Annotated in this window: 27 protein-coding genes and 1 pseudogene; 19 read left to right on the top strand and 9 right to left on the bottom strand. The window is 70.0% G+C overall.

Going from position 1 to position 23,637, the window contains the following annotated elements:
- The first annotated feature begins 208 nt into the window (after positions 1-208).
- From METY_RS21165 to METY_RS20385, 7 genes are all read left to right on the top strand, one after another.
- Positions 209-1,003 (top strand): hypothetical protein, encoded by a 795-nt coding sequence (locus METY_RS21165; protein WP_160147399.1) that lies wholly within the window; start codon positions 209-211, stop codon positions 1,001-1,003.
- A gap of 269 nt (positions 1,004-1,272) precedes the next feature.
- Positions 1,273-3,186, top strand: a complete 1,914-nt coding sequence (gene dnaK, locus METY_RS20410; RefSeq protein ID WP_103123230.1) for a molecular chaperone DnaK — start codon at positions 1,273-1,275, stop codon at positions 3,184-3,186.
- 131 nt (positions 3,187-3,317) lie between these two features.
- Complete coding sequence (dnaJ, locus tag METY_RS20405) at positions 3,318-4,451, top strand: molecular chaperone DnaJ (RefSeq protein ID WP_103123229.1); 1,134 nt, start codon at positions 3,318-3,320, stop codon at positions 4,449-4,451.
- Between the two features lie 87 nt (positions 4,452-4,538).
- On the top strand, positions 4,539-5,162 hold the full coding sequence (locus METY_RS20400) for a class I SAM-dependent methyltransferase (protein ID WP_103123228.1): 624 nt from the start codon (positions 4,539-4,541) through the stop codon (positions 5,160-5,162).
- A 56-nt stretch (positions 5,163-5,218) separates the two neighbouring features.
- Positions 5,219-5,800: an NADPH-dependent FMN reductase gene (locus tag METY_RS20395; protein WP_103123227.1), complete on the top strand. Its 582-nt coding sequence runs from the start codon at positions 5,219-5,221 to the stop codon at positions 5,798-5,800.
- On the top strand, positions 5,797-6,504 hold the full coding sequence (gene pyrF, locus METY_RS20390; protein WP_103123226.1) for an orotidine-5'-phosphate decarboxylase: 708 nt from the start codon (positions 5,797-5,799) through the stop codon (positions 6,502-6,504). Before METY_RS20395 ends, pyrF begins: the two co-directional genes overlap by 4 nt.
- Positions 6,505-6,576: 72 nt before the next feature.
- Positions 6,577-6,870 carry a DUF1330 domain-containing protein gene (locus METY_RS20385; protein WP_103123225.1) on the top strand — a complete coding sequence of 98 codons (294 nt, stop codon included), beginning with the start codon at positions 6,577-6,579 and terminating at the stop codon, positions 6,868-6,870.
- On the opposite strand, the gene METY_RS21545 is transcribed toward METY_RS20385, so the two are convergent.
- Complete coding sequence (locus tag METY_RS21545) at positions 6,858-7,115, bottom strand: hypothetical protein (protein ID WP_244593768.1); 258 nt, start codon at positions 7,113-7,115, stop codon at positions 6,858-6,860. The genes METY_RS20385 and METY_RS21545 overlap by 13 nt on opposite strands.
- On the opposite strand from METY_RS21545, the gene METY_RS20380 reads away from it, so the two are divergent.
- The 4 genes from METY_RS20380 (at position 7,026) to METY_RS20365 (ending at position 10,073) form a co-directional block, all read left to right on the top strand.
- A complete protein-coding gene (locus METY_RS20380; protein WP_346433164.1) occupies positions 7,026-7,394 on the top strand; it encodes a GNAT family N-acetyltransferase in 369 nt (122 codons plus the stop codon). The two genes, METY_RS21545 and METY_RS20380, sit on opposite strands and share 90 nt — an antisense overlap.
- Positions 7,395-7,504: 110 nt before the next feature.
- Entirely contained in the window at positions 7,505-8,698 is a 1,194-nt protein-coding gene (locus tag METY_RS20375) for a pyridoxal phosphate-dependent aminotransferase (RefSeq protein ID WP_103123223.1), read from the top strand.
- A gap of 107 nt (positions 8,699-8,805) precedes the next feature.
- Positions 8,806-9,435, top strand: a complete 630-nt coding sequence (locus tag METY_RS20370; RefSeq protein WP_103123222.1) for a response regulator transcription factor — start codon at positions 8,806-8,808, stop codon at positions 9,433-9,435.
- A 26-nt stretch (positions 9,436-9,461) separates the two neighbouring features.
- Positions 9,462-10,073, top strand: a complete 612-nt coding sequence (locus tag METY_RS20365) for a pyridoxamine 5'-phosphate oxidase family protein (protein ID WP_103123221.1) — start codon at positions 9,462-9,464, stop codon at positions 10,071-10,073.
- 37 nt (positions 10,074-10,110) lie between these two features.
- Here METY_RS20365 and METY_RS20360 read toward each other — a convergent pair whose 3' ends face one another.
- The 3 genes from METY_RS20360 to METY_RS20350 form a co-directional block, all read right to left on the bottom strand.
- The gene (locus METY_RS20360; RefSeq protein ID WP_103123220.1) at positions 10,111-10,404 is read right to left on the bottom strand and encodes a hypothetical protein; all 294 of its coding nucleotides are present in this window, start codon (positions 10,402-10,404) and stop codon (positions 10,111-10,113) included.
- A 222-nt stretch (positions 10,405-10,626) separates the two neighbouring features.
- Positions 10,627-10,956: a hypothetical protein gene (locus tag METY_RS20355; RefSeq protein WP_103123219.1), complete on the bottom strand. Its 330-nt coding sequence runs from the start codon at positions 10,954-10,956 to the stop codon at positions 10,627-10,629.
- A gap of 249 nt (positions 10,957-11,205) precedes the next feature.
- On the bottom strand, positions 11,206-11,517 hold the full coding sequence (locus METY_RS20350) for a hypothetical protein (RefSeq protein WP_103123218.1): 312 nt from the start codon (positions 11,515-11,517) through the stop codon (positions 11,206-11,208).
- 326 nt (positions 11,518-11,843) lie between these two features.
- Between METY_RS20350 and METY_RS21650 the strand changes: the two genes are divergently transcribed.
- The 3 genes from METY_RS21650 to METY_RS20335 all read left to right on the top strand — a co-directional run bounded on the left by METY_RS21650 (position 11,844) and on the right by METY_RS20335 (position 12,816).
- On the top strand, positions 11,844-11,969 hold the full coding sequence (locus METY_RS21650) for a hypothetical protein (RefSeq protein WP_255401039.1): 126 nt from the start codon (positions 11,844-11,846) through the stop codon (positions 11,967-11,969).
- Positions 11,969-12,394 (top strand): metallopeptidase family protein, encoded by a 426-nt coding sequence (locus METY_RS20340; protein WP_103123216.1) that lies wholly within the window; start codon positions 11,969-11,971, stop codon positions 12,392-12,394. The genes METY_RS21650 and METY_RS20340 overlap by 1 nt, the downstream gene beginning before the upstream one ends.
- Positions 12,395-12,462: 68 nt before the next feature.
- Positions 12,463-12,816 (top strand): YkvA family protein, encoded by a 354-nt coding sequence (locus tag METY_RS20335; RefSeq protein ID WP_103123215.1) that lies wholly within the window; start codon positions 12,463-12,465, stop codon positions 12,814-12,816.
- A 90-nt stretch (positions 12,817-12,906) separates the two neighbouring features.
- Here METY_RS20335 and rpmF read toward each other — a convergent pair whose 3' ends face one another.
- The 3 genes from rpmF to METY_RS20320 all read right to left on the bottom strand — a co-directional run bounded on the left by rpmF (position 12,907) and on the right by METY_RS20320 (position 14,396).
- On the bottom strand, positions 12,907-13,089 hold the full coding sequence (gene rpmF / locus METY_RS20330; RefSeq protein ID WP_020186752.1) for a 50S ribosomal protein L32: 183 nt from the start codon (positions 13,087-13,089) through the stop codon (positions 12,907-12,909).
- A 149-nt stretch (positions 13,090-13,238) separates the two neighbouring features.
- Complete coding sequence (gene mtgA / locus METY_RS20325; RefSeq protein ID WP_103123214.1) at positions 13,239-13,937, bottom strand: monofunctional biosynthetic peptidoglycan transglycosylase; 699 nt, start codon at positions 13,935-13,937, stop codon at positions 13,239-13,241.
- A gap of 132 nt (positions 13,938-14,069) precedes the next feature.
- Positions 14,070-14,396, bottom strand: a complete 327-nt coding sequence (locus METY_RS20320) for a hypothetical protein (protein ID WP_146035774.1) — start codon at positions 14,394-14,396, stop codon at positions 14,070-14,072.
- A 194-nt stretch (positions 14,397-14,590) separates the two neighbouring features.
- On the opposite strand from METY_RS20320, the gene METY_RS20315 reads away from it, so the two are divergent.
- The 5 genes from METY_RS20315 to METY_RS20295 all read left to right on the top strand — a co-directional run bounded on the left by METY_RS20315 (position 14,591) and on the right by METY_RS20295 (position 20,910).
- Complete coding sequence (locus METY_RS20315) at positions 14,591-15,517, top strand: polyprenyl synthetase family protein (protein WP_103123212.1); 927 nt, start codon at positions 14,591-14,593, stop codon at positions 15,515-15,517.
- Positions 15,518-15,611: 94 nt separating this feature from the next.
- Positions 15,612-16,193 carry a hypothetical protein gene (locus METY_RS20310; RefSeq protein WP_103123211.1) on the top strand — a complete coding sequence of 194 codons (582 nt, stop codon included), beginning with the start codon at positions 15,612-15,614 and terminating at the stop codon, positions 16,191-16,193.
- Between the two features lie 361 nt (positions 16,194-16,554).
- Positions 16,555-18,264, top strand: a complete 1,710-nt coding sequence (gene rpsA / locus METY_RS20305) for a 30S ribosomal protein S1 (RefSeq protein ID WP_103123210.1) — start codon at positions 16,555-16,557, stop codon at positions 18,262-18,264.
- A gap of 170 nt (positions 18,265-18,434) precedes the next feature.
- Entirely contained in the window at positions 18,435-19,532 is a 1,098-nt protein-coding gene (gene ada / locus METY_RS20300; protein ID WP_103123209.1) for a bifunctional DNA-binding transcriptional regulator/O6-methylguanine-DNA methyltransferase Ada, read from the top strand.
- 148 nt (positions 19,533-19,680) lie between these two features.
- Entirely contained in the window at positions 19,681-20,910 is a 1,230-nt protein-coding gene (locus tag METY_RS20295) for an alpha/beta hydrolase (protein WP_244593767.1), read from the top strand.
- Between the two features lie 18 nt (positions 20,911-20,928).
- Here the strand turns inward: METY_RS20295 and METY_RS20290 are convergent, their stop codons facing one another.
- Both METY_RS20290 and METY_RS20285 read right to left on the bottom strand, forming a co-directional pair.
- Positions 20,929-22,641: an ABC transporter ATP-binding protein gene (locus tag METY_RS20290; RefSeq protein ID WP_103123232.1), complete on the bottom strand. Its 1,713-nt coding sequence runs from the start codon at positions 22,639-22,641 to the stop codon at positions 20,929-20,931.
- Positions 22,642-22,826: 185 nt separating this feature from the next.
- Positions 22,827-23,637, bottom strand: a pseudogene (locus tag METY_RS20285) (chromosome segregation protein SMC); the annotation flags it as partial.

The raw sequence follows: 23,637 nt of genomic DNA, 5'->3' as shown, positions 1-23,637 counted from the left end.
GCACCGAGAACGGCTTGCCCGTGCGCGGCATCGTCGGCGTGAACAGCGGCGCCTCGGCGACGGCCACGCGCAGCAGCGCGAGCAGGGCGCTCTGACGCTCAGGGTTGAGGTAGCCCGGGACATGCTTCATCGGAGGTTGAGGTCGCCCGATCCTGATCATATGACTATGCGGGTGGAACGATCCGATCCTCCTAAACGGGGCAGGGCCTTGTCGAGCCAGGAAAACGCATCCGAGCCGCCGTCGCGCGGCGGGACCTTCGGGAAAGTGGTGAAAGGCGCCGCCGGCGCCGCCGTGGTCGCCATCGGCGGCTATCTCGGCGCCGCCGCCATGCAGGTGCTCAGCGCCCCGAAGGACAGCGTGGCCTACGACCTGATCCAGTCCACGACCGGCTGGCTCAAACCGAAGGACGAGCCGGCCCCGGCGAGGGATGTCGCCGCGGCTTCCCCCACCGGCCCGGGCGAGGCGAAGCTGGCCCAGGGCGCGTCGGCGACAGTGGCCTCCTCCGCTCCGGCCACGCCGTCGATCGTCGGCGGAGGCGCGCAGCAGACCGCCGCACTCGCTCCCAAGATCGACCTTCCGGGATCGCCCGGCGGCCCCGCCGCCTCGCCCGCCGCGAAGACCGATCCAGCGCCCGCCGCGAAGGCCGAACCGGCGGAGCCGGCGCCCTCCGGCTCGATGCTCGACCGCGTGCGGCGGACCACCGAACTCGCCGCGCAGACACAGGCGAAGACCGCCGCGCTTGCCGCCAGCCGGGTGATCACGCTCGCGGACCGCGCCCGAACGCCGATCTGCGGCGCGGACTACAGGATCGAGGTGACCTCGGTCGCGGCCGGCGCCGGCCGCGTGGCGCTGACACGGGCAGACGGCTCGGGCGCGCCGCTGACGCTCGCCGCCGGCGATGCGCCGCGCGTCGTCAGCGCGGGATGCCAGGTGGCGCTGCTCTCGGCCGCGGAGGACCTCACCAACCGCCGCGCGCAGCTTCGGGAAACCCGGTTGGACTGAGACCGCGGTCGCCCGGAGGGAAGGCCGTCGCCGGGACCGTCAATTCCTGGATCGTGGGCGCGCATCCGCGCCGAACGCGCCCTCACGCCCGCGTCATCTCTCGCCTTGCGGCTTATTGGGCCTCTCCTTATATACCCGCCGACCCGCGGAAATCGCGGAATTTCCAAGGGACCGACGGGACGTGAGGGCTTCGCCCGGAGCGTTTCGCGTCAGGCCGCTACGGGGCCGGTTCGGTCCGCTTAACGCGTCAGAGAAGAGGAATGGGACACATGGGCAAGGTCATCGGGATTGACCTCGGAACCACCAACTCCTGCGTCGCCGTGATGGACGGGGGGCAGGCTCGCGTCATTGAAAATTCGGAAGGCGCGCGCACCACGCCCTCGATCGTCGCCTTCGCGGACGGCGGCGAGCGTCTGGTCGGCCAGCCGGCCAAGCGCCAGGCGGTGACCAACCCCGACAAGACCTTCTTCGCGGTCAAGCGCCTCATCGGTCGCCGGTTCGAGGACCCGACCGTCGAGAAGGACAAGAAGCTCGTCCCCTACAAGATCGTGAAGGGCGGCGACGGCGACGCCTGGGTCGAGGCCGACGGCAAGTCGTACTCCCCGGCGCAGATCTCCGCTTTCACGCTGCAGAAGATGAAGGAGACGGCCGAGGCCCACCTCGGCCAGAAGGTCGACCAGGCGGTGATCACCGTCCCGGCCTACTTCAACGACGCCCAGCGCCAGGCGACCAAGGACGCCGGCCGCATCGCCGGCCTCGAGGTGCTGCGCATCATCAACGAGCCGACGGCCGCGGCGCTCGCCTACGGCCTCGACAAGAAGACATCCGGCACCATCGCGGTCTACGACCTCGGCGGCGGCACCTTCGACGTATCGATCCTCGAGATCGGCGACGGCGTGTTCGAGGTGAAGTCGACCAACGGCGATACCTTCCTCGGCGGCGAAGACTTCGACATGCGCCTCGTCGGCTACTTCGCGGACGAGTTCAAACGCGAGCAGGGCATCGACCTGCGCAACGACAAGCTCGCCCTCCAGCGGCTTAAGGAAGCGGCCGAGAAGGCCAAGATCGAGCTGTCGTCCTCGGCGCAGACCGACATCAACCTGCCTTACATCACCGCCGACGCGACCGGGCCGAAGCATCTCACGCTGAAGCTCTCCCGCGCCAAGTACGAGAGCCTGGTGGACGATCTGGTCCAGCGGACGATCGAGCCCTGCAAGGCGGCGCTTAAGGACGCCGGCCTGTCGGCGGGCCAGATCGACGAAGTGGTGCTGGTCGGCGGCATGACGCGCATGCCGAAGATCCAGGAAGTGGTGAAGCAGTTCTTCGGCAAGGAGCCGAACAAGGGCGTCAACCCGGACGAGGTCGTCGCCATCGGCGCCGCGATCCAGGCCGGCGTGCTGCAGGGCGACGTCAAGGATGTCCTGCTGCTCGACGTGACCCCGCTGTCGCTCGGCATCGAGACGCTCGGCGGCGTGTTCACGCGCCTGATCGACCGCAACACCACGATCCCGACGAAGAAGAGCCAGACCTTCTCGACGGCGGAGGACGGCCAGACCGCGGTGACGATCCGCGTGTTCCAGGGCGAGCGCGAAATGGCGGCGGACAACAAGATCCTCGGCCAGTTCGACCTCGTCGGGATCCCGCCCGCGCCCCGTGGCATGCCGCAGATCGAGGTGACCTTCGACATCGACGCGAACGGCATCGTCAACGTCGGCGCCAAGGACAAGGCCACGAACAAGGAGCAGCAGATCCGCATCCAGGCCTCCGGCGGCCTGTCGGACGCCGACATCGAGAAGATGGTGAAGGACGCCGAGGCCAACGCCGAGGCGGACAAGAAGCGCCGGGCGCTCGTCGAGGCGAAGAACCAGGGCGAGGCGCTGATCCACTCCACCGAGAAGACGGTGGCTGACCTCGGCGAGAAGGCTCCGGCGGGCGACAAGGCGGCGATCGAGGCGGCCGTCGCCGAACTTCGCACCGCGCTCGCAAGCGAAGACGTCGAGGCCATCCAGGCCAAGACCAACGCGCTGATGCAGGCGTCGATGAAGCTTGGCGAGGCGATGTACGCCCAGGGACCCGAGGGCGCTGACGGCGGGCCGGAAGCGGGCGCCACGAGCGGCCAGCCGAAGGACGACGTCGTCGACGCCGACTTCGAGGAAGTCGACGACCGCAAGAAGTCGGCCTGATCAGGTCCGGCGTTTCGATGGAACGGCCCCCGCTGCGCGCCGCCCCTCCCAGGGCGACGTGACGCGGGGGTCGTCTTCGTAAGAGAGCCCGCCGCGCGCCTCAGCGCCGGCCGACCCCAACGATAGAGACGATGGCGAAACGCGACTTCTACGAAGTTCTCGAGGTCGAGCGCACGGCGAGCGACGCCGAGCTCAAGGCGGCCTATCGGAAGGCGGCGATGCGCTGGCATCCGGACCGCAATCCGGGCGACCACGCCGCCGAGGCCCACTTTAAAGAGATCAATGCGGCCTACGACTGCCTGAAGGACGCGGACAAGCGGGCGGCCTACGACCGCTTCGGCCATGCCGCCTTCGAGCAGGGCATGGGCGGCGGCGGAACCCGCGGCGCGGGCCCCGACATGTCGGACTTCATGTCCGACATCTTCGACTCGTTCTTCGGCGGCGGGGGCGGCCAGGGGCGCGGCCGGTCGAGCGGCGGGCGCGAGCGCGGCGCCGATCTCCGCTACAACATGGAGATCACGCTCGAGGACGCTTTCGCCGGCAAGACCGCGCAGATCCGCATTCCGACCAGCCTCGCCTGCGAGGCCTGCTCCGGCACCGGCGCGAAGCCCGGCTCGAAGCCGCGGCAGTGCGCCACCTGCGGCGGCGCCGGCAAGGTGCGCGCCAGCCAGGGCTTCTTCCTGATGGAGCGCACCTGCCCGACCTGCCAAGGCCGGGGCGAGGTGATCGACGACCCTTGCGACGTCTGCGGCGGCGCCGGCCGCATCACCAAGGAACGCACGCTCGAGGTCGCTATCCCGGCGGGCGTCGAGGACGGCACCCGCATCCGCCTGTCGGGCGAGGGCGAGGCCGGTCTGCGCGGCGGGCCGTCGGGCGACCTCTACATCTTCCTGTCGCTCGAAGACCATGCGCTGTTCCAGCGCGACGGCGCCGATCTCTACTGTCGGGTGCCGATCGCAATGACGACGGCGGCGCTCGGCGGTTCATTCGAGGCCCCGACCATCGACGGCGGCCGGACGCGCGTCAAAATCCCCGAAGGCACCCAATCCGGGATGCAGTTCCGCTTGCGCGGCAAGGGCATGCCGATCCTGCGTTCGAAGGATTTCGGCGACATGTACATCCAGGCGGTGGTCGAGATCCCCCAGAAGCTCTCGCGCAAGCAGCGCGAGCTTCTGGAGGCCTTCGCAGCCGAGGAGTCCGAGGCGAACCATCCGGAATCCACCGGGTTCTTTTCGCGGGTCAAAGAGTTTTTCGGCGGAGCGTGACTATCCGGCGCTTGTCACTTAAGCGCGATCCTGATCATCGTATGACCGTCGTCTCGCCTTCGTGTCGTCACCGGAGCCTCGTCGTCCATGCTTGAGCCCGCAAGGCGCTCCCCTCGCCGCGCTGACGCTCGCCCCAAGGGCATCGATCTCGCCGACGAGGCGCGGTTCCTGAAGTCCTGGTTCGACAAGCCGCTCGTGACCGGCGCGGTCAGCCCATCGGGCAAGGGTCTGGCGCGCATGATGGCGCGCTACGTCGATCCGAGCGAGCCGGGTCTGGTTCTCGAGATCGGCCCCGGCACCGGTCCCGTCACGGAGGCGCTGCTCGAGCGCGGCGTCGCGCCCGAGCGGCTGGTGCTGATCGAGTTCAACCCGGAGTTCGTGACGCTTCTGCGCAAGCGCTTTCCCGGCGTGACGGTGGTTCAAGGCGACGCCTACGCCGCCCGCCAGACGCTCGCCGGCGTGCTGGAGCAGCCGCTGACGGCGACGGTGTGCAGCCTTCCGCTGCTGACCAAGCCCGTCCGCCAGCGCGTGGCGCTGCTGGAAGATTGTTTCCACATGTCGCGCCCTGGCGCGCCGTTCATCCAGTTCACCTATGGCGTCGTCCCCCCGATACCGCGCGAGGCGATCGGGGAGACGACCGCGGCGGGCTCCCCGCGGGTCTGGCTTAACCTGCCGCCGGCCCGGGTGTGGATCTACCGCCGCCCGGCCTGATCCCGCCGACGACGCCGCTTCGACACACGACGCACGACCGCTGGAAGGAAGACGCTATGGCCGCGCCGAAAATCGTCGTGCTCGCGGGATCGATCCGCACTGGGTCGCTCAACGAAAAGCTGGCGACGGTGGTCGCGCGTGCGCTCCAGGACGCCGGCGCGGAGACCACGCACATCTCGCTGAAGGACTATCCCTTGCCGCTCTACGACGGCGACCTGCAGGCGCGCGAGGGCGTTCCGGCCCCCGCCAAGGCCCTGGTCGACTTGTTCCTCGCGCAGCACGGAGCCTTCGTCGCGAGCCCAGAGTACAACGCCAGCTTTCCGCCGCTGCTGAAGAACGCCTTCGATTGGATGTCCCGCGTCAGCATCGAGGGCAAGCCTCCGCTGCCCGCGTTCAAGAGCAAGGTCTTCGCGCTGGGCTCCGTCACCAACGGCGTGATGGGCGGCTACCGCGGCCTGACGCAGCTGCGCGCGATGATGGAGCTCGGCCTCGGCGCGCTGGTGCTGCCGGAAATGGTCTCGGTAGGCAATGCGGCGGAGGCCTTCACCGACGGCGGCCGGCTCGCGAACCCCCGCATCGCCGACTTCATGACCTCGGTCGTGGCGCGTCTCGTGACGGAAGCGGGGCGGCTGGCGTGACGGAATTGCTCGACCCGCGCGACCGGCTCATCGTCGGCCTCGATCTGCCCACCGTCTCGGACGCCGAGGCCATGGTGGCCCGGCTCGGCGACGCCGTGACCTTCTACAAAATCGGCTACGAGCTCTCCTTCGCCGGCGGGCTCGTGCTGGCGGAGCGGCTGGCGGGCGCCGGCAAGCAGGTGTTCGTGGACCTCAAGCTCCACGACATCGGCGCGACGGTGGAGAAAGCGACGCGGCAGGTCGCGAAGCTCGGCGCGTCGATTCTCACAGTACACGCCTATCCGCAGACGCTGCGCGCCGCCGCCGCGGGCCGCGACGGTTCGCGGATGAAGGTGCTCGGCGTCACGGTGCTGACCTCCTGGGACGCGGCCGACGTCAAAGAGGCCGGCTTCCGCGAAGGCCCGGAAGCGCTGGTCGCGCGGCGGGTGCGGCACGCGCGGGAGGCCGGCGTCGACGGGGTGATCTGCGCGCCGACTGATCTCCCCGCCGTCCGCCGGATCGCGCCCTCGCCGTTCCTCGCGGTGACGCCCGGCGTGCGGCCGGCGGGCGCGGCGCTCGGCGACCAGAAGCGGGTCGCGACGCCGGCCGAGGCGATCCGCGCCGGCGCCGACCGCCTCGTCGTGGCGCGGCCGATCCTCTCGGCGGAGGACCCCCGCGCGGCCGCCGAGGCGATCGTCGCCGAGATCGCCGCCGCGGCGGGTTGATTCTCGGCCCGGGCGGCGTATCCCTGCGGGTCCCCGCGCGCGAAGCCGCGCCGGAGCCAGGAGACGCACTGCATGCCCAAGGGCTATTGGATCGTTCGCATCCACATCAAGGACCAGGCCGGCTACGACGCCTACCGCAACGACAACGCCGAGGCCTTCGCCAAGTACGACGCCCGATTTCTCGTGCGCGGCGGCAAGCTGGAGGCGCTCGAGGGCGAGGCTCGCGCCCGTAATGTCGTGATCGAGTTCCCCTCCTACGAGCAGGCCGTCGCTTGCTGGAGATCGCCCGAGTACCAGCGCGCTAAGGCCAGGCGCGACGGCGCGGTCGAGATCGACCTGATCGCGATCGAAGGCTACGAGGGCTGAGCGCTCCGGGCGGCTTTCGGCTGCGGAACGGCCGGGACGACGACCCGGCTACGCTCTGCGCGCTTGAAGCCCGCGCCGACCGCCTGTTCGAGACCGTCGGCATCCGCCTTCCGTCGGAAGGAGCGCTCCCGCCCGAGGAGCCGCTCCGGCAGGCGCTGGCGGGCGGGCTGCTGCTCGTCGGCGAGGCCGACGACGGCGGGGCGGCGGGCTTCGTCGCCGCGGCGCCGCTGGACGAGGCCTTGCATGTCTACACTCTCGCCGTCGATCCCGCCTACAGGCGGCGCGGGCTCGGGCGCGCGCTCATGGCGGCGGCGCTGGAGCACGCCGCATGGGCGTTCTGGCCCGCCGTCACGCTCACGACCTTTCGCGACGTGCCCTGGAACGCCCCGTTCTACCGCAGCCTCGGCTTTCTCGCGGCGGACGAGGCGCAGCTCGCGCCGGGCCTCGCCCAGGTTCGCGCCCGCGAGCGGGCGATCGGCCTCGACGCGCTGGGGCCGCGGCTCGCGATGGCGCGCCTGCTCTGAACGCGCGACGCCGACGTGATGATTTCGGTCACGGATATTCATCCCCGGCCGCGCCGCCCCGCGGGTAAGGTGCGGCGGCCCGCAGCCCCAGAGATCGACATTCCTCCGCCATGACCTCGTCTTCCCTGTTCGCCGCCCTCGCCGAGCCCGCCCGCCGGGCGCCCAAGAGCGGCATCGTCGAAGTGTTCAACTACGGCCGGGGCCGCGAGGGGCTGATCCCGCTCTGGGTCGGGGAGGGCGATCTGCCGACGCCGGGCTTCATCGCCGACGCGGCCTCGGCCGCGCTCGCGGGCGGCGAGACCTTCTACACCTGGCAGGCCGGCGTGCCGGAGCTTCGGGCGGCGCTCGCGCGCTACCACGCCCGCCTCTACGGCGTCCCCGAAGACCACACGCGCTTCTACGTCACCGTCGGCGGCATGCAGGCGATTCAGATCTCGATCCGACTGGTGGCTGGGGCCGGCGACGAGGTGATCGTGCCCACCCCGGCCTGGCCCAATTTCGCGGCGGCGGCCGGCGTCGGCGGCGCGAGGCCGGTGCAGGTGCCCATGGGCTTCGGCAACGACGGCTGGACGCCGGACATCGAGCGCCTGGAGGCGGCGGTCACGTCTCGCACGCGGGCGATCCTCGTCAACTCGCCGTCGAACCCGACGGGCTGGGTCGCGAGCCTCGACGACCTCAAGAACCTTCTGGCGCTCGCGCGGCGGCACGGGCTCTGGATCATCGCCGACGAGGTCTACGGCCGCTTCGTCTACGCCGGCGGCCGCGCGCCGTCGTTCCACGACGTCGCCGATCCGGAAGACCGCATCCTCTACACCAACACCTTCTCGAAGAACTGGGCGATGACCGGCTGGCGGATGGGCTGGATCGAGGCCGATCCCTCCCTCGGGCCGACCATCGAGAGCCTGATCCAGTACTCGACCTCCGGCGTGCCGCCGTTCCTCCAGCGCGGCGCGGTGGCGGCGGTCGAGCAGGGCGATCCCTTCATCACGCATCAGATCGAGCGCGCGGCGGCGAGCCGGGCGGCGCTGGTGGAGGCTTTGTCCGCCACCGGACGGGTTCGCTACGCCGAGCCGGCGGGCGCGTTCTACCTGTTCGTCGCGATCGACGGCATGCCGGACACGCGCGCGCTGGCGCTGAGGCTCGTCGACGAGGCGCTGGTCGGGGTGGCGCCGGGAACCGCGTTCGGGGCCGGCGGCGAGGGCTTCCTGCGGCTCTGCTACCTCCGCGAGCCCGCCCAAGTGGCGGAGGCTGGCGCGCGGCTCGCAGGCTGGATCGAACGGGCCTCAATCGCCCGGATTTCGTAGGGTTCCGGGGCCGCCCGCTTGCGCTCTCCCAATTCTTCCCGCAGAAGTTCCAGGCTGAGTATTTTGACGTATGCATTAGCGCGAATGGGGAGCGTCGGCGTAAACCTATGGCAGTCTCCCGAGGGGCTCAGCAGAGAATATTTATCGTCGACGACGACGAGGCGATCCGAGACGTTCTGACCGCGGCCTTTGAGGCCGACGGCTTCGACCCTCTGGCTTTCGCCGACGGCGCGGAGTTTCTGGAAAGGGCCGAGCGCGAAACGCCCGCATGCGTCCTGCTGGACGTCATGATGCCGGGTCTGTCCGGGCTTGAGATCCTTAAGCGGCTCAATCAGCGGCACTACGCGGCGCCGGTGTTCATCGTGTCCGGCTCCGGCGACATCCCGATGGCGGTCGAGGCCATCCGGCACGGCGCTCTCGACTTCATCGAAAAGCCGTTCGATCCCCTGAGGATCGTGGACCGCGTGGTCGAGGCGCTCGCGGCGAGCGGCGCGCGCGCCGAGGCGCGGATGGACGGCGGCTCCCACCTCTCGGTGAGCGACCAACTTACCCCGCGCGAGCGCGAGGTGCTGTCTCTCGTCGCGGGCGGCCAGTCCAACAAGGAGGCCGGCCGCGCGCTGGGGATCAGCCCTCGCACGATCGAGGTCCACCGCGCGCGCATCATGGAGAAGATCGGCGCGAAGAACGCCGCCGATCTGGTCCGCATCGTGATGTCGATGTCGAGCGAGCGCCGCTGAGCCTCCACGCCGCCGACGAGACGCCCATGAGCACGATCACCACCGCCGCTGAGCTCGAGGCGATCTACGGCCGCCCGGCCGAAACCTCGCTCGTCAAGCAGGTCGCGCGTCTCACCCCCGAGTACCGGGCGATGATCGAGGCGTCGCCCTTCGTCGCTCTCGCAACGTCAGGACCCGACGGCCTCGACTGCTCGCCGCGCGGCGACGGCCGCGGCTTCATCCGGGTGGCGGACGACGCGACGCTGATCCTGCCGGACCGCCGCGGCAACAACCGGATCGATTCCCTCCGCAACGTGCTCGTCGACCCGCGCGTGGCGCTGCTGTTCCTGATCCCGGGCTCCGGGGTGACGCTCAGGGTGAACGGACGCGCGGCGATCTCGGCCGACGCCGAGCTGCTCGCGTCTTTCGCTGTGGACGGCGCGGCGCCGCGCACCGCGCTCGTGATCGCCATCGAGGCGGTCTACTTCCAGTGCGCCCGCGCCATCATGCGCTCCGGCCTCTGGGACCCGACCACCTTCGTCGCCCCGGGAGCCGTCCCCACGCCGGGCCGCATTCTGGCGGCGATTAGCGCCGACCGCATCGGCGGCGACGCCTACGACCAGGAGTGGCCGGCGAAGGCCGCCAAGACCTTGTGGTGAGCCGCCGTCGCCGCGCCGCGGTCCGGCGGCGCCGCGGTCACCAGCCGTCGTGGCGGCGGCAGGTCTCGACGCGCTTGTCGTAAGGACCGTAGGGACCCCACTCGCGGATGGTCCGCACCCGGCACACTTCGCGCGGGGGCGCGTAATACACCGGCGCCGGCTCGTAGTAGTAGGCGCGACGCGGGGCGTAGTACACGGGAGGGGGCGGCGCGTAATAGGGCCGCGACGGCCCGACGCCGAACTCGAAGTAGGACCCGGCGGACGCCGGCGTCGCCAACAGCGCGGCTCCGCCAGCGATCGCCGCGGCCGCTCCCAGAAGCAGAACTCTCATCTTACGCTACTCCCCAAGACACGAACGACGCCTCATGCCCCATGGCTGAGAACGATCGAGCCCAGTCATGGCGAAATCACGGCAAGTGCTCGGCGCGGTGAAGACTTCGCGTAAAACTTTCGGCGAGGCGCCGTACGGCCGCGCAGACAGCAAAAGGCCCGGATCTACGAACGATCCGGGCCTCTCTATTAACAGGCGTTAAGACCTGTTAAGATCAGGCGATCACGGGTTAACGCGGACCGTGAAGCCCGGGCGCGGGGCCGGGCGGTAGTACCGGCGATCGCTCCGGTAGACGCGGCGCTCGTAGCCCCGCCCGCCGTTGCCATAGTAGCGGCGCTGGCTGTAGCGGTTGGGCGTGCACTGCTGCGTCTTGGTGACGCGCGTCACGCCATTCCGCCGAACCGACTTCGTCACCGTGCGACAGGCGACCTGGTCGACCAGCGTCGGCGCGGCGAAGACGCCGGCGGGCGCGAGCGGAGCAGCGGCGGCGGGAGCGAGGCTGAGGCCGCCGAGGCCGAGAGCCAGGCCGGCCGACAAGATCAGACCCTTCATGAGAATACTCCTCGGTTCACGTCATCGCCACGTGCGTCGTGGCGTTTTATGGGATCGATGGTCGCTCGCCATTGGTGAACTTCCGCTGAGATCGGCGTTCACAAGCCGTTCACAGCCGTTCACGTCCAGCGAGCGCGGCAGATAGGGCGCTTCACGCGTCTGTCATCGTCCTGCGCACGCGGGAGCACGACGCGCAAGGAAAACGCCCCGGCGAACCGGGGCGTTTTCCTTTCGGCGGTTAGCGCGGACTTACTGACCGATGCGGATGTTGAAGCCTGGGCGGTCGTCGCGGCGGTCGACGTAGCGGCGCTCGGAATAATGGCGGTCGCGCTCGCGGTAGACGCGGCGCTCGTAGCGGTCGTTGTTGCAGACCTCCTTGCGCTCGATCCGGGTCACGCCGTTACGGACCTTGCGGGTTTCGACGGTGCGGCACGCCACGTCCGTAACCAGAGGCGCGGTCGCGACCGGCGCCTTGGTCATCAGGCCCGCGGCGGAAGCAGGCGTCAGCGAGAGAGCGGCGAGGCCGGCGGCGAAGGCGGTCGAATAGAGAATGGTCTTCATGAGTGTTTCTCTCCGGTTTGTCGGTGCAGCAGATAAATCCAACGGCTAAACGCTTACTCGGCCGGGCTAGGCGCTGGCGCGCAGTCTCCGGCGGGTCCAGCGCGAGATCAGGCTCGGCCGCCCGGCAGAGAGGCCGGTCGCAGAGCGTTTCAACTCCAGCGGCAAGCGTCGTTATTGACTTCTCGTGTGCGTTAAACTGCGCCAGACTGAGATCCGTTCCAAAGAGGCTCAAGAAAATGCGACAAGACGACTCGCGGACCCCGCACGCAGACCTTCGGCCCAGCGAGGATCTGTTCGGCGGGTCGACGGCACAGGGAGCCCGGCCCGTGGGCGAGCCTGAGGATGGGGTCGAGCTCTGGGCTCGGCGGTTCGGGCGAGGGCTTGCTATCCTCGCTTCCGTCGCGCTGATCGCATGGGCGCTCGCGACCTACGGCGCTCCGGGAGGGCAGTGATGAGGAAGCCGATGGACTGGGCGGCGATGCCGGCGCCGAGCCTCGCCGACATCGAGGCGATGGCGCGCGAAACGCTGTTGGGCCTCCCAATGTCGTTTCGGGAACTGGCCGACGGCGTCGTCATCCAGGTCGATGATTTTCCTACCGAGGAGGTGATGCGCGAGCTCGGCGCGGAGAGCGAGTTCGACCTGCTCGGGCTGTTCACGGGGATCGGCCTGGCGCAGGGCGCCGCCGTCGCGCAGACCGGGCAGATGCCGAACGTCATCCATCTCTATCGCCGCCCAATCCTGGATTACTGGGCGGAGCACGAGGAAACGCTCGGCGCGATCGTCTCACACGTCCTGATCCATGAGATCGGCCACCATTTCGGGCTCTCGGACGAGGACATGGAGGCGCTCGAGGAGAAGGCGGCGGTCGAGGCTTGATCGCCGGGTGGTGCGGGGCCACCTTGTCCGGCGATGGGTCGCACCTGGCCTGATCGAGGAGACGAGGCATGGACGCAGGCACGGGCGGCGGATTCGAGCGCGACGCCTCGCGGGTGAGCCGCGAGTTCTGGCCTAAGCTGAAGAAGGTCGCGCGGTCGATCCCCTTCGCCGAGGACGCGGTCGCAGCCTACTACTGCGCCTTCGACCGAGAGACGCCGCTGCATGTGCGGGCGACGCTGATCGGCGCGCTGGCTTATTTCGTGCTGCCCGTGGACGCCGTGCCGGACTTTCTGCCGCTCCTCGGCTTCGCGGACGACGCGAGCATCCTCGCCGCCGCGATCGCCAACGTGCGCATGCATATGACCGACCGCCACCGCGAGGCCGCGCGCAGGGCGCTGGCGGACGACCCCGACCTCGCCTGAGCCCTTCCGAAACGACGACGCCCGGCGCGAGGGCCGGGCGTGACGCAGAACTCGATGTCGGATCCGGATATCCGGACCTCGTGGGAGGCCTTAGGCTTCCTTCGGGGTCAGGATCTGGCGGCCGCGGTACATGCCGGTCTTCAGGTCCACATGGTGCGGGCGGCGCAGTTCGCCCGAGTCCTTGTCTTCCACATAGGTCGGGGCCTTGAGCGCGTCGGCCGAGCGGCGGTGGCCGCGCTTCATCGGGGAGGTCTTTCGCTTCGGAACGGCCATGTCATTCACTCCGTCGGATCGGGTCGCAGCGCGTATGCGCGCGCGGATGTGCGGGCGGAGCGTCGCGCCGCCTTAACTCAGGGGCGGGCTTATAGCGGCATCATGCCGGAAACGCCAGCCCCCTCGCGGGGGAATGGCGCGATCAAAGCTCAGCGGGCGAGGCACCCCGTCAGCCCGGCGGCGTTTCCTGCCCGGCGGATGATCACCGAGGCGAGGGTCGAGGCGTGGCGGCTTGGCCGCTTGGGGTCGCGCAGCACCGGATTCGGCAGCGCGGCCGTCAGCACCGCGGCCTCGCGCGCGCTGAGGCGGGCGGCGCTCTTGCCGAAGGCGCGGCGAGCGCCGGCTTCCGCGCCGAACACGCCGTCGGGGCCCCATTCCGCGATGTTGAGATAGACCTCCATCACCCGCCGTTTCGACCAGACGAGGTCGATCCAGTGCGCCAGCACGATCTCGAACGGCTTCCGCAGATAGGGCGCGCCCTGCCACAGGAAGAGATTCTTCGCGACTTGCATGGTGATCGTGGACGCCCCCCTGTTAGGGCCGCCGTCGCGGTCCATCACGAGGCTGATCGCCTGCCAGTCGACCCCGGCGTGGACGCAGAAGCGCGCGTCCTCGGAGACGATCACCGCGCGGGGCAGGGCGGGCGACACGTTCGCGAGCGGAACCCAGGTCCGCGTGACCGGCCTGAGCGTCAGCCAGCGCGCGAGCATGGGCGTCGAGACCGGGGGAACGACCGTGTAGATCAACGTGAGGACGAAAGGCGTCGCCGCGATCAGGAGCAGCGCGACCACGGCTTTGCGGAGGACCGAGGGCCGCCCGCGGACGGCCGCCGTTCCGAAGCCGTACATTGCCGCCATCTACGCCGCCGCCCCGTCAGTTCGGACGCGCATTGGTCTGTAGGCGTCCGTGGCCATCATACCCAGCCGGGCCGTTCCCGCCACACCGAGGCGCTGGCCCGGGGTCACGAACAAGCGACGCCGTCACTCGACGATCGCGCAGCCGTTGCTTCTCGAGACAGGGTCCTTCGTTAGCGGGAAGAGGGCGCCTTCCTCAAACAGCCCGATGACCTTGTAGTCGGCAGCTTGCACGACCGTGTATTCCGGCGCCGTGACGATGTTGCGAACAATGAAATAGAATTGGGCGAACGCCCCGTTCCCAGCCCCAATGTGAATGGCGAACGAATTTGTCGTCGTGAAGCACACCTTGTCGCCGACGGCGTACTCCGCCCGCATGCAGGTGATTGTCCGGCAGACGGAGTTCTCTCCTGCGTCGATCACGAGCGCCAGGGCGAGGCCGAGCAGCGTCATAAGTCCGAACAGAATTTTGGACGTCATCCTCGCGCCCATTCTGCGGTGTCAGGCGCCTTGGCGAATATCGCACGTCCTGCTGGGCGGGACGACGCCATCTTAGCAGAGCGATCCGCGGCCGCCATCTCACGGCGGCTTGACGTCGCCCGCCCGCTCGGGCACGGGGCCGGCGACCCTCTCGGAGTTCGGCTTACGTGACCGACGCATCCTTCGACCATCGCCTCGCCTCCGTCGCGGCCGCGGTGGAGACCGCGCTCGACGCGCTGCTCACCTCCGAGCCCGAGGCCGGGGAGACCGCGCGCCCCGCGCGGCTCGTCGACGCCATGCGCCACGCCATGCTCGGCGGCGGCAAGCGGCTGCGGCCGGCTCTAGGGCTCGCGGCGGCCGAACTGTTCGACGTAGCCCCCGAGCGGGCGCTGCGGGCCTGCCTCGCCGTCGAGTGCGTGCACGGCTACAGCCTGATCCACGACGACCTGCCCGCCATGGACGACGACGACCTTCGCAGGGGGCGACCGACCGTGCACCGCGCCTTCGACGAGGCGACCGCCATCCTCGCCGGCGACGCCCTGCTGACGCTCGCCTTCGACGTGCTGAGCGATCCGCGGGTCGACCCCGATCCGGCGGCGCGGATCGCGCTCGTGCGCATTCTCGCCCGCGCGGCGGGGTTCGGAGGGATGGTCGGCGGCCAGATGCTGGACCTCGCCGCCGAGGGCCGCTTTTCCAATGGCCGCGAAGCGCATGACGAGGCCTCTGTGGGTCGCATTCAGGCGATGAAGACCGGCGCGCTGATCGCGGCCCCGATCCAGATGGCCGCCGTGCTCGGCCGCGCCGACGAGGCGGACCGGGCGGCGCTCGGCGTTTACGCCCAGGCGCTGGGCGCGGCGTTCCAGATCGCCGACGACCTGCTCGACGCCGAAGGAGCGGCCGAGACGGTAGGGAAGGCCACGGGCAAGGACGCGGCGGCGGGCAAGGCGACGCTGGTCGATCTGCTCGGGCGAGACGGCGCCCGCGCGCGCCTCGAGACGCTCACGGCGCAGGCGACCGCCGCGATCGCGTCCTTCGGAGCGCGGGCCGAGCCCCTCGTCGCCGCGGCCCGCTTCGTCGCCGATCGCCGTGCGTAAGCGCGATATTTGCTTGACTGTATCCCAAAGGCTCACTTTCGCCTGATTCGTTAATGCCTGTAGTGATCGGGCGTTGAACGTTTTGGAGACAGTCATGTCGACCGTCATTCGTATCGTCTGCCGCGCGGCGCTTGGCCTCGCGGTCGTGGCCGGCTGCGCCGGCGCAGCCGGCGCCGCCGAGACCCTCCGCAGCTCCAAGGCTGTCGCGGCGAAGCTCGCCGCCGGCGGCGTCACGTCGCGCGTCGGGCGCAATTGCCCCGAGGTGATCGTGCGGAAGGAGGCGGACGCCTACGCCGCAGAGCCGGCCCAGCTATCCCTGCTCTCCGCCGCCCGCGACTGCGCCAACCTGGGGGCCGAAACGATCCTGCGCGTCGCGCTCGTCGGCCGCGCGAAGGTGAACGGCTCCGCGGCCGACGCCGTGACGGCTCCGATCGCGGTGACGGTCGTCGACCCCTCCGGCAAGACGGCGGCCGTGCGCGCCGCGCGGATCCAGGCGCCGCTGAAGCCGTCGGAGAAGGTCAGCCACTTCTCCTATCTGGTCGACGAGGTTTCGCTGCCGCCGGCGAAGCGCTACGCCGGCTGGAAGGTGCTGATCGGGTTCGGCGAGCCCGGCGCCACGTCTCGCGCCGCCCAGGCCTCGGCGGCGCCCCGCCTGCAGACCGCCGCAGCCCGCTGATTTCCGGCGGGACCGCGCGCGAAGATCGCTCCCCGCGGGCGGTTCTCGCGGCCTCGCGGAACCGCGCGGCCGCGTTCGCGCGAACGCCCTGACGCTCGCGTTGCGCAGGCGCGCCTGATCTGCTAACCACCCGCGTCCGGACTGAGTAGGGTTGCTCACGCTGGCTCGCTCGGTCGGCTTCCGCCGATCGCGACCGCCGCGCATCTCCAGACTTCCCGGACACGGCCCAAGGTCGCCCCCGTTCCCGGCGCCGGCCCGTCTTCGCAACGCGGAGGCGAGCACCGGACGGCGGACGCCCGATCGGCCGTTTCGTCAACCCGAACGCCGGCGCCGCTAAGCCCGAAGACGGGCAGGAGATTTCATGAACGCCACTGCCGCAGCCGCACCCTCGCGCGAAGATTTCGCCGCGCTGCTCGAAGAATCGTTTGCGACCGCCGACATCGCCGAAGGTTCGGTGATCAAGGGCACGATCACCGCGATCGAAAAGGACATGGCCGTCATCGACGTCGGCCTCAAGACCGAGGGCCGCGTCGCGGTCAAGGAGTTCACCGGCCACGGCCGCGAGAACCCGCTCAAGGTCGGCGACGTCGTCGAGGTCTATCTGGAGCGCGTCGAGAACGCGCTCGGCGAAGCCGTGCTGTCGCGCGACAAGGCGCGCCGCGAGGAAAGCTGGGTCAAGCTCGAGCAGGCCTTCAACGACAACCAGAAGGTCGAAGGCGTCATCTTCAATCAGGTCAAGGGCGGCTTCACCGTCGACCTCGAGGGCGCGACCGCGTTCCTGCCGCGCAGCCAGGTCGACATCCGCCCGGTGCGCGACGTCGGCCCGCTCATGGGCACGCCGCAGCCGTTCCAGATCCTCAAGATGGATCGCCGCCGCGGCAACATCGTCGTGTCGCGCCGCACCGTGCTTGAAGAGTCCCGCGCCGAGATGCGCCAGGAGCTGGTCCAGAACCTCGAAGAGGGCCAGGTCATCGAGGGCGTCGTCAAGAACATCACCGACTACGGCGCGTTCGTGGACCTCGGCGGCATCGACGGCCTGCTGCACGTCACCGACATCGCGTGGCGCCGCGTCAATCACCCGACCGAGCTGCTCCAGATCGGGCAGCAGGTGAAGGTGAAGATCATCAAGATCAACCACGAGACCCACCGCATCTCGCTCGGCATGAAGCAGCTGCTGGCCGATCCGTGGCAGGGCATCGAGGCCAAGTACCCGGCGAACACCCGCTTCACCGGTCGCGTCACCAACATCACCGACTACGGCGCCTTCGTGGAGCTGGAGCCGGGCATCGAAGGCCTGATCCACGTCTCCGAGATGTCGTGGGTGAAGAAGAACGTCCACCCGGGCAAGATCGTCGCCACCTCCCAGGAGGTCGAGGTGATGGTGCTCGAGGTCGATCCGGTAAAGCGCCGGATCTCGCTTGGCCTCAAGCAGACCATGCAGAACCCCTGGGAAGCCTTCGTCGAGAAGTACCCGGTCGGCTCCGAGGTCGAAGGCGAGGTCAAGAACAAGACCGAGTTCGGCCTGTTCCTGGGCCTCGACGGCGACGTCGACGGCATGGTGCATCTGTCGGACCTGGACTGGAACCGTCCGGGCGAAGCGGTCATCGAGGAGTTCAAGAAGGGCGACATCGTCCGCGCTCAGGTTCTCGACGTCGACGTCGAGAAGGAGCGCATCTCGCTGGGCGTCAAGCAGCTCGGCGGCGATCCGTTCGTGGACTCGGGCGAGCTCCGCAAGAACTCGGTCGTCACCTGCGAGGTGCTCGAGGTCAAGGAAGGCGGTCTCGAGGTCAAGATCGTCGACACCGACCTGACGGCCTTCATCCGCCGCAACGATCTCGCCCGCGAGCGCGCCGATCAGCGCCCCGAGCGTTTCGCCGTCGGCGAGAAGTTCGACGCCCGCATCACGCAGTTCGACAAGAAGGCGCACAAGGTCCAGGTGTCCATCAAGGCGCTGGAGATCTTCGAAGAGAAGGAGGCCGTCGCGCAGTACGGCTCCTCCGACTCGGGCGCCTCGCTTGGCGACATCCTCGGCGCGGCGCTCAAGAAGCGCTCCGAGGGTTCGGACGACTGATCGTCTTCGACGACAACGGCTGCGGGAGCCTTCGGGCTTCCGCCACGAACGGCCCGGGTCTGTCCCGGGCCGTTTTCGTTTCCGCCTCGGATTTGACCTCCAAAACCGGAGCGCCCGCGCGGCCTCCCCGCGCTATCCCATCCTCCCCGCCCCATGAGAGGATCGGAACCATGACCGCGCCCGCCCCAGCCGCCGCCGAACGCCCCTCCGCCGAACGCGACCCTCGCTGGGTCGCCGTCGCGGCGCGCGACGCCTCCGCCGACGGCGCCTTCGTCTATTCGGTCCGGACGACCGGGGTCTATTGCCGCCCCTCCTGCCCCTCGCGCCGGGCGAACCCGGAGAACGTCGCCTTCCACGCCGACGGGGCCGCCGCCGAGGCCGCGGGCTTCCGCCCCTGCCGGCGCTGTCGTCCGGACGAGGTCTCGCCCGCCGCCGCCCGCGCCGCGCTGGTCGCGCGCGCCTGCCGCGTCATCGAGGCGGCGGAGGAGCCGCCGGCGCTCGATCGGCTCGCGCGCGCCTGCGGGACGAGCGCGGGCCGCCTCGTCAGCGCCTTCAAGGCCGAGACCGGCCTGACGCCGAAGGCCTATGCCAAGGGCGAGCGGGTGCGGCGGATACGGCGCGAGCTCGGCGATCCCAGGTCCTCGGTCGCCTCCGCCATCTATGGGGCGGGCTTCAGCTCAACCGGCCGCTTCTACGCCGTCGCGGACGACGCCCTCGGCATGCCCCCGAGCGCCTACCGGGCGGGCGGGGAGGGCGCCGCGATCCGCTTCGCCGTGGCGCAGTGCTCGCTCGGCGCCCTGCTGGTCGCGGCCAGCGCGCGCGGCGTTTGCGCCATCCTGCTCGGCGGCGATCCCGACGCGCTCGTCCGTGACCTGCAGGACCGCTTTCCGAAGGCGGAGCTGATCGGCGGCGAAGCGGGCTTCGAGCGCGTGGTGGCGGATGTGACGGGGCTCGTCGAGCGCCCCGGCCAAGGCCTCGACCTGCCGCTCGACATCCGCGGCACGGCGTTCCAGCGCCGGGTCTGGGAGGCGCTGCGGAAGCTGCCGGCGGGCGCGACGGCGAGCTATGCCGACGTCGCCGCGGCGATCGGCGCGCCGAAGGCCGTGCGCGCGGTGGCGCAGGCCTGCGGCGCCAACGCGCTGGCGGTCGCGATTCCTTGCCACAGGGTGGTGCGCACGGACGGCTCTCTCTCCGGCTATCGCTGGGGCGTGGAGCGCAAGCGCGCCCTTCTCGCGCGCGAGAGCGAGCAGGGCGACGCCGCGGACTGACGTGGCTCGAAGGTCACGGCGAGCTCGGCACCGGCCTTCCGCCCGAAGGGCAGGCTTGCAAAAGCCGCCGCGGCGCCAACGATGGACCCCGCGATCGGTAGGGTGGGGATCCGCGTCGCGCCCGCTATGCGTCGACGAGGCCGCCCGCTTGCGCTCCATTCGAATTCCCGCCCTCGTCGCCGCGGCGCTCGCGCTCTCCGGCTGCGGCGGCCGTCCCTACGCGACGCTCCTGCCGGTGTCGGCCAGCGCGCCGGGCGCGCACACCGTCGACATGCTCGTCGCCACCACCCGCGCACCCTCGCCGGTGCCGGGCGTGGTGTTCTCCGGCGACCGCGGCAAGGGCCTCTCGATCGAGAACATCCTGGTGTCGATTCCGCCGGACGGCGTGCGGAAGCCCGGCGCCGTGATCTATCCCGCCCGCAATCCGGGAAATCCGGCGACGGAGTTCGTCGCGCTCAAGGTCGAGCCGCTGAAGGACGGGGGGGCGGACGCCTGGTACCGCCGCACGGCGGGCCCGAAGAAGCGCGTGTTGATCTTCGTGCACGGCTTCAACTCGACCTACGAGGAGGCGGTGTTCCGCTTCGCCCAGATCAGCCACGATTCCGGCGCGGACGCCGCCCCGATCCTGTTCACCTGGCCGTCGCGGGGCTCGGTCTTCGGCTATCTCTACGACCGGGAAAGCGCGAACTACTCCCGCGACAGCCTGGAGAGCATGATCGCTCAGGCCGCCGCGCGGCCGGACGTGTCCGAGATCACGCTGATGGCGCACTCCATGGGCAGCTGGCTGTCGATGGAAGCCGTCCGGCAGCTCGCGATCCGCAGAGGGGCCGTCCCGCCGAAGCTGAAGAACATCATCCTCGCCTCGCCGGACCTCGACGTCGATGTGTTCCAGGAGCAGCTGAAGGCGATCGGCCCGGCGGAGAACCGCATCACCATCTTCACCTCTCAGGACGATCGCGCGCTGCTGGTCTCGCGGCGCCTCGCCGGCGGCGTCCAGCGGCTGGGCTCCGTCGACCTGACCCAGCCGGCCGTGCAGGCGGATTTCGCTAAGCGCGGGATCAACGTGGTCGACCTCTCGGGCGTCCGCGCGGGCGATGGGCTGAACCACACGAAGTTCGCCGAAAGCCCCGAAGTGGTGAAGGCGATCGGCCGCCGCCTCATCGCCGGCGACCGGGTCGCGGGCGCGAACCTCGGTCTCGCGGAGACGCTCGGCGCGACCGCAATCGGCACGGCGCAGGGCGTGGGGTCGGTGATCGGGGCGGCTGCGACCGCGCCGGCGGCGATCGTCGATCCGCGCGCCCGCGACAGTTTCCGCAGCCAGATCGGCGCCGCGACCGACAACCTCGGCGGCTCGCTGCGGACGGCGACCGGGCGGTGAGCCCCTCCGGCCGCAGGGTCAGCCCGCGGCCGCCTCGTAGAGCCTGCGGTAGCCGCCGTCGCGGGAGATCAGCTCCTCGTGGCGGCCCTGCTCGACGATGCCGGAGCTGTCGACCACGTAGATGCGGTCCGCGTTGCGGATCGTCGTCAGGCGATGCGCGATGATCAGGGTGGTGCGGCCGCGGGCGAGCTCCGCGAGCGAGCCCTGGATCGCCCGTTCGGTCTCCGCGTCGAGCGCGGAGGTGGCCTCGTCGAGGATCAGGATCGGCGGGTTCTTCAGGAACATGCGGGCGATGGCGAGCCGCTGCTTCTGCCCGCCCGAGAGCTTCACGCCGCGCTCGCCGACGATGGTGTCGAGGCCGGCCGGAAGCGCCGCGATCATGGCGTCGAGACGCGCGCGCCGGGCCGCGTCGAGGATGTCCTCGTCGGAGGCGTCCAGGCGGCCGTAGGCGATGTTTTCGCGGATCGTGCCGGCGAACAGGAAGACGTCCTGCTGCACCACGCCGATCTGGCTGCGCAGCGAGGCCAGCGTCATGTCGCGCACGTCGATCCCGTCGATCGTGATGCGGCCGCCGTCGACGTCGTAGAACCGCGGCAGCAGCGAGCAGATCGTGGTCTTGCCGGCGCCCGACGGCCCCACGAAGGCGACCGTCTCGCCGGCGCGGACGCGGAAGTCCACGCCGTGCAGCACCGGCTTGCCCGACCCGTAGCCGAAGGTGACGCGCTCGTAGGCGATGTCGCCCTTCAGGCCGTCTACGGCCACGGCGTCCGGGCGGTCCACGATGTCGGGGGCGGTGTCGAGGAACTCCGTGTAGCGACGGAAGCCCGCGACCCCCTTGGGATAGGTCTCGATCACCGCGTTGATCTTCTCGACAGGGCGGAAGAACACGCCGATCAGCAGCAGGAACCCGATGAAGCCGCCGTGGCTGAGCGAGCCTGTGATCACGAAGTAGCTGCCCGCGATCATCACCACCACCTGGGTGAGCCGCATGCTGAGGTAGCTGAGCGAGGTGCTCGCGGCCATGATGCGGTAGGCCTGGAGCTTGGTCGACCGGTAGCCGCGGTTGTCCTCGGCGAACAGCCGGCGCTCGTGCTCCTCGTTGGCGAAGGCCTGCACCACCCGGATGCCGCCGACGTTCTCCTCGATGCGCGCGTTGAAGCCGCCGACCCGGCCGTAGAGCTCATGCCAGTTGCGCGTCATGCGGCCGCCGTAGCGGCTGGTGACCCAGCCGGTGATCGGCACCACGGCTGCGGTGATCAGGGCGAGCTGGGGATTGACCGCGAACATCAGCGCGAAGGCGCCGACCAGCGTCATCAAGGCGATGAACAGATCCTCGGGCCCGTGGTGCGCGACCTCGCCGATCTCCTCGAGATCCTTGGTCAGGCGGCCGACCAGGTGACCGGTCTTCTGGCCGTCGAAGTAGGAGAACGACAGCTTCTGCAGGTGGTCGAACGCCTTGCGGCGCATCTCGGTCTCGATGTTGATGCCGAGCATGTGGCCCCAGTAGGTGACCACGACCATCAGGCCGGTGTTCGCGAGATAGACCGCGAACAAGCCGATCCCGGCGAGCACCACCAGCAGCCAGTCCTGGCTCGGCAGCAGCCGGTCGACGAACAGCTTGACCGCCATCGGGAAGCCGAGTTCGAGCAGGCCGGACGCCACCGCGCAGGAGAAGTCGAGCAGGAACAGTTTCCGGTGCGGCCTGTAGTAGCCCAGGAACCGCCGCAGCAGGCTCCGCCGCTCCGGCTGCGTCGTGTCGGTGATCGAAGGGTGGGTCGCCGTGCTCATCGCTTACGCCGTTTGCTCAACAGGCGCGTTGATAGGCAAGGACGGCCCCGCGCGCCAGTGCGCCCAGGTCATAGGCGAGGTCGCTCCAGCGGATCGGACCAATCAGGACCCGCCCCTCGTGTCCGGGCCTACACGGCTTCGAGAAGCCGCTCGGCGGCGCGCAGGTCGACCGAGACCAGCTGGCTGACGCCGCGCTCGGCCATAGTGACCCCGAGCAGCCGATCCATGTGCGCCATGGTGATGGGGTTGTGCGTCACCGTCAGGAAGCGCGTGGCGGTGGTCCGGCGCATCTCCGCCAGCAGCGCGCAGAAGCGCTCGACGTTGGCGTCGTCGAGCGGGGCGTCGACCTCGTCCAACACGCAGACCGGCGAGGGGTTGGTCAGGAACACGCCGAACACGAGCGCGAGCGCCGTCAGCGCCTGCTCGCCGCCGGACAGCAGCGACAAGGTCTGGGGCTTCTTGCCGGGCGGCCGCGCGATGACCTCGAGCCCGGCCTCGAGCGGATCGTCGCTCTCGACCAGCTCCAGCCGCGCCTCGCCTCCGCCGAACAGCGTCTCGAACAGCTTTCGAAAATGCGCGTCCACCCGTTCGAAGGCCTGGAGCAGCCGCGCGCGGCCCTCGCTGTTCAACGAGCGGACGCCGCCGCGCAGCCGGGCGATCGCCTCCGTCAGGTCCGCGCGCTCCGCCGCGAGGCCGCCGTGGCTCTCCTCGACCTCGGCGAGCTCCTCCTCGGCGCGCAGATTGACCGGCCCCATGCGGTCGCGGGCGGAGACCGCGCGAGCGAGCCGGGCGTCGATCTCCTCGCGACTGCCGCGTTCGGCGCCGGCGAGCGCGGCAGCGAGCTCGCCGGGCGTCATGTCGCGCGTGTCGCGGATGCGGGCGAGGGCGAGGGCGCGCTTCTCGCCGGCGGCCTCCAGCCGGGCGTTGGCGCGGGCGGCC

The sequence above is a fragment of the Methylopila sp. Yamaguchi genome (assembly GCF_002897035.1).
Lineage (GTDB): Bacteria > Pseudomonadota > Alphaproteobacteria > Rhizobiales > Methylopilaceae > Methylopila.
This window is presented reverse-complemented; position numbering and strand designations above follow the sequence as displayed.

Excerpts from the sequence above, each read along its gene's own strand:
- METY_RS20355 (WP_103123219.1), bottom strand. The coding sequence starts at position 10,956 with ATGAAGGGTCTGATCTTGTCGGCCGGCCTGGCTCTCGGCCTCGGCGGC.
- dnaK (WP_103123230.1), top strand. The coding sequence starts at position 1,273 with ATGGGCAAGGTCATCGGGATTGACCTCGGAACCACCAACTCCTGCGTC.
- METY_RS20320 (WP_146035774.1), bottom strand. The coding sequence starts at position 14,396 with ATGACGCTGCTCGGCCTCGCCCTGGCGCTCGTGATCGACGCAGGAGAG.
- METY_RS20375 (WP_103123223.1), top strand. The coding sequence starts at position 7,505 with ATGACCTCGTCTTCCCTGTTCGCCGCCCTCGCCGAGCCCGCCCGCCGG.
- METY_RS20310 (WP_103123211.1), top strand. The coding sequence starts at position 15,612 with ATGTCGACCGTCATTCGTATCGTCTGCCGCGCGGCGCTTGGCCTCGCG.
- METY_RS20350 (WP_103123218.1), bottom strand. The coding sequence starts at position 11,517 with ATGAAGACCATTCTCTATTCGACCGCCTTCGCCGCCGGCCTCGCCGCT.
- METY_RS20385 (WP_103123225.1), top strand. The coding sequence starts at position 6,577 with ATGCCCAAGGGCTATTGGATCGTTCGCATCCACATCAAGGACCAGGCC.
- dnaJ (WP_103123229.1), top strand. The coding sequence starts at position 3,318 with ATGGCGAAACGCGACTTCTACGAAGTTCTCGAGGTCGAGCGCACGGCG.
- METY_RS21545 (WP_244593768.1), bottom strand. The coding sequence starts at position 7,115 with ATGCAAGGCCTCGTCCAGCGGCGCCGCGGCGACGAAGCCCGCCGCCCC.
- rpsA (WP_103123210.1), top strand. The coding sequence starts at position 16,555 with ATGAACGCCACTGCCGCAGCCGCACCCTCGCGCGAAGATTTCGCCGCG.
- METY_RS20370 (WP_103123222.1), top strand. The coding sequence starts at position 8,806 with ATGGCAGTCTCCCGAGGGGCTCAGCAGAGAATATTTATCGTCGACGAC.
- ada (WP_103123209.1), top strand. The coding sequence starts at position 18,435 with ATGACCGCGCCCGCCCCAGCCGCCGCCGAACGCCCCTCCGCCGAACGC.
- METY_RS20360 (WP_103123220.1), bottom strand. The coding sequence starts at position 10,404 with ATGAGAGTTCTGCTTCTGGGAGCGGCCGCGGCGATCGCTGGCGGAGCC.
- METY_RS20335 (WP_103123215.1), top strand. The coding sequence starts at position 12,463 with ATGGACGCAGGCACGGGCGGCGGATTCGAGCGCGACGCCTCGCGGGTG.
- METY_RS20365 (WP_103123221.1), top strand. The coding sequence starts at position 9,462 with ATGAGCACGATCACCACCGCCGCTGAGCTCGAGGCGATCTACGGCCGC.
- METY_RS20340 (WP_103123216.1), top strand. The coding sequence starts at position 11,969 with ATGAGGAAGCCGATGGACTGGGCGGCGATGCCGGCGCCGAGCCTCGCC.
- rpmF (WP_020186752.1), bottom strand. The coding sequence starts at position 13,089 with ATGGCCGTTCCGAAGCGAAAGACCTCCCCGATGAAGCGCGGCCACCGC.
- METY_RS20400 (WP_103123228.1), top strand. The coding sequence starts at position 4,539 with ATGCTTGAGCCCGCAAGGCGCTCCCCTCGCCGCGCTGACGCTCGCCCC.
- METY_RS20395 (WP_103123227.1), top strand. The coding sequence starts at position 5,219 with ATGGCCGCGCCGAAAATCGTCGTGCTCGCGGGATCGATCCGCACTGGG.
- mtgA (WP_103123214.1), bottom strand. The coding sequence starts at position 13,937 with ATGTACGGCTTCGGAACGGCGGCCGTCCGCGGGCGGCCCTCGGTCCTC.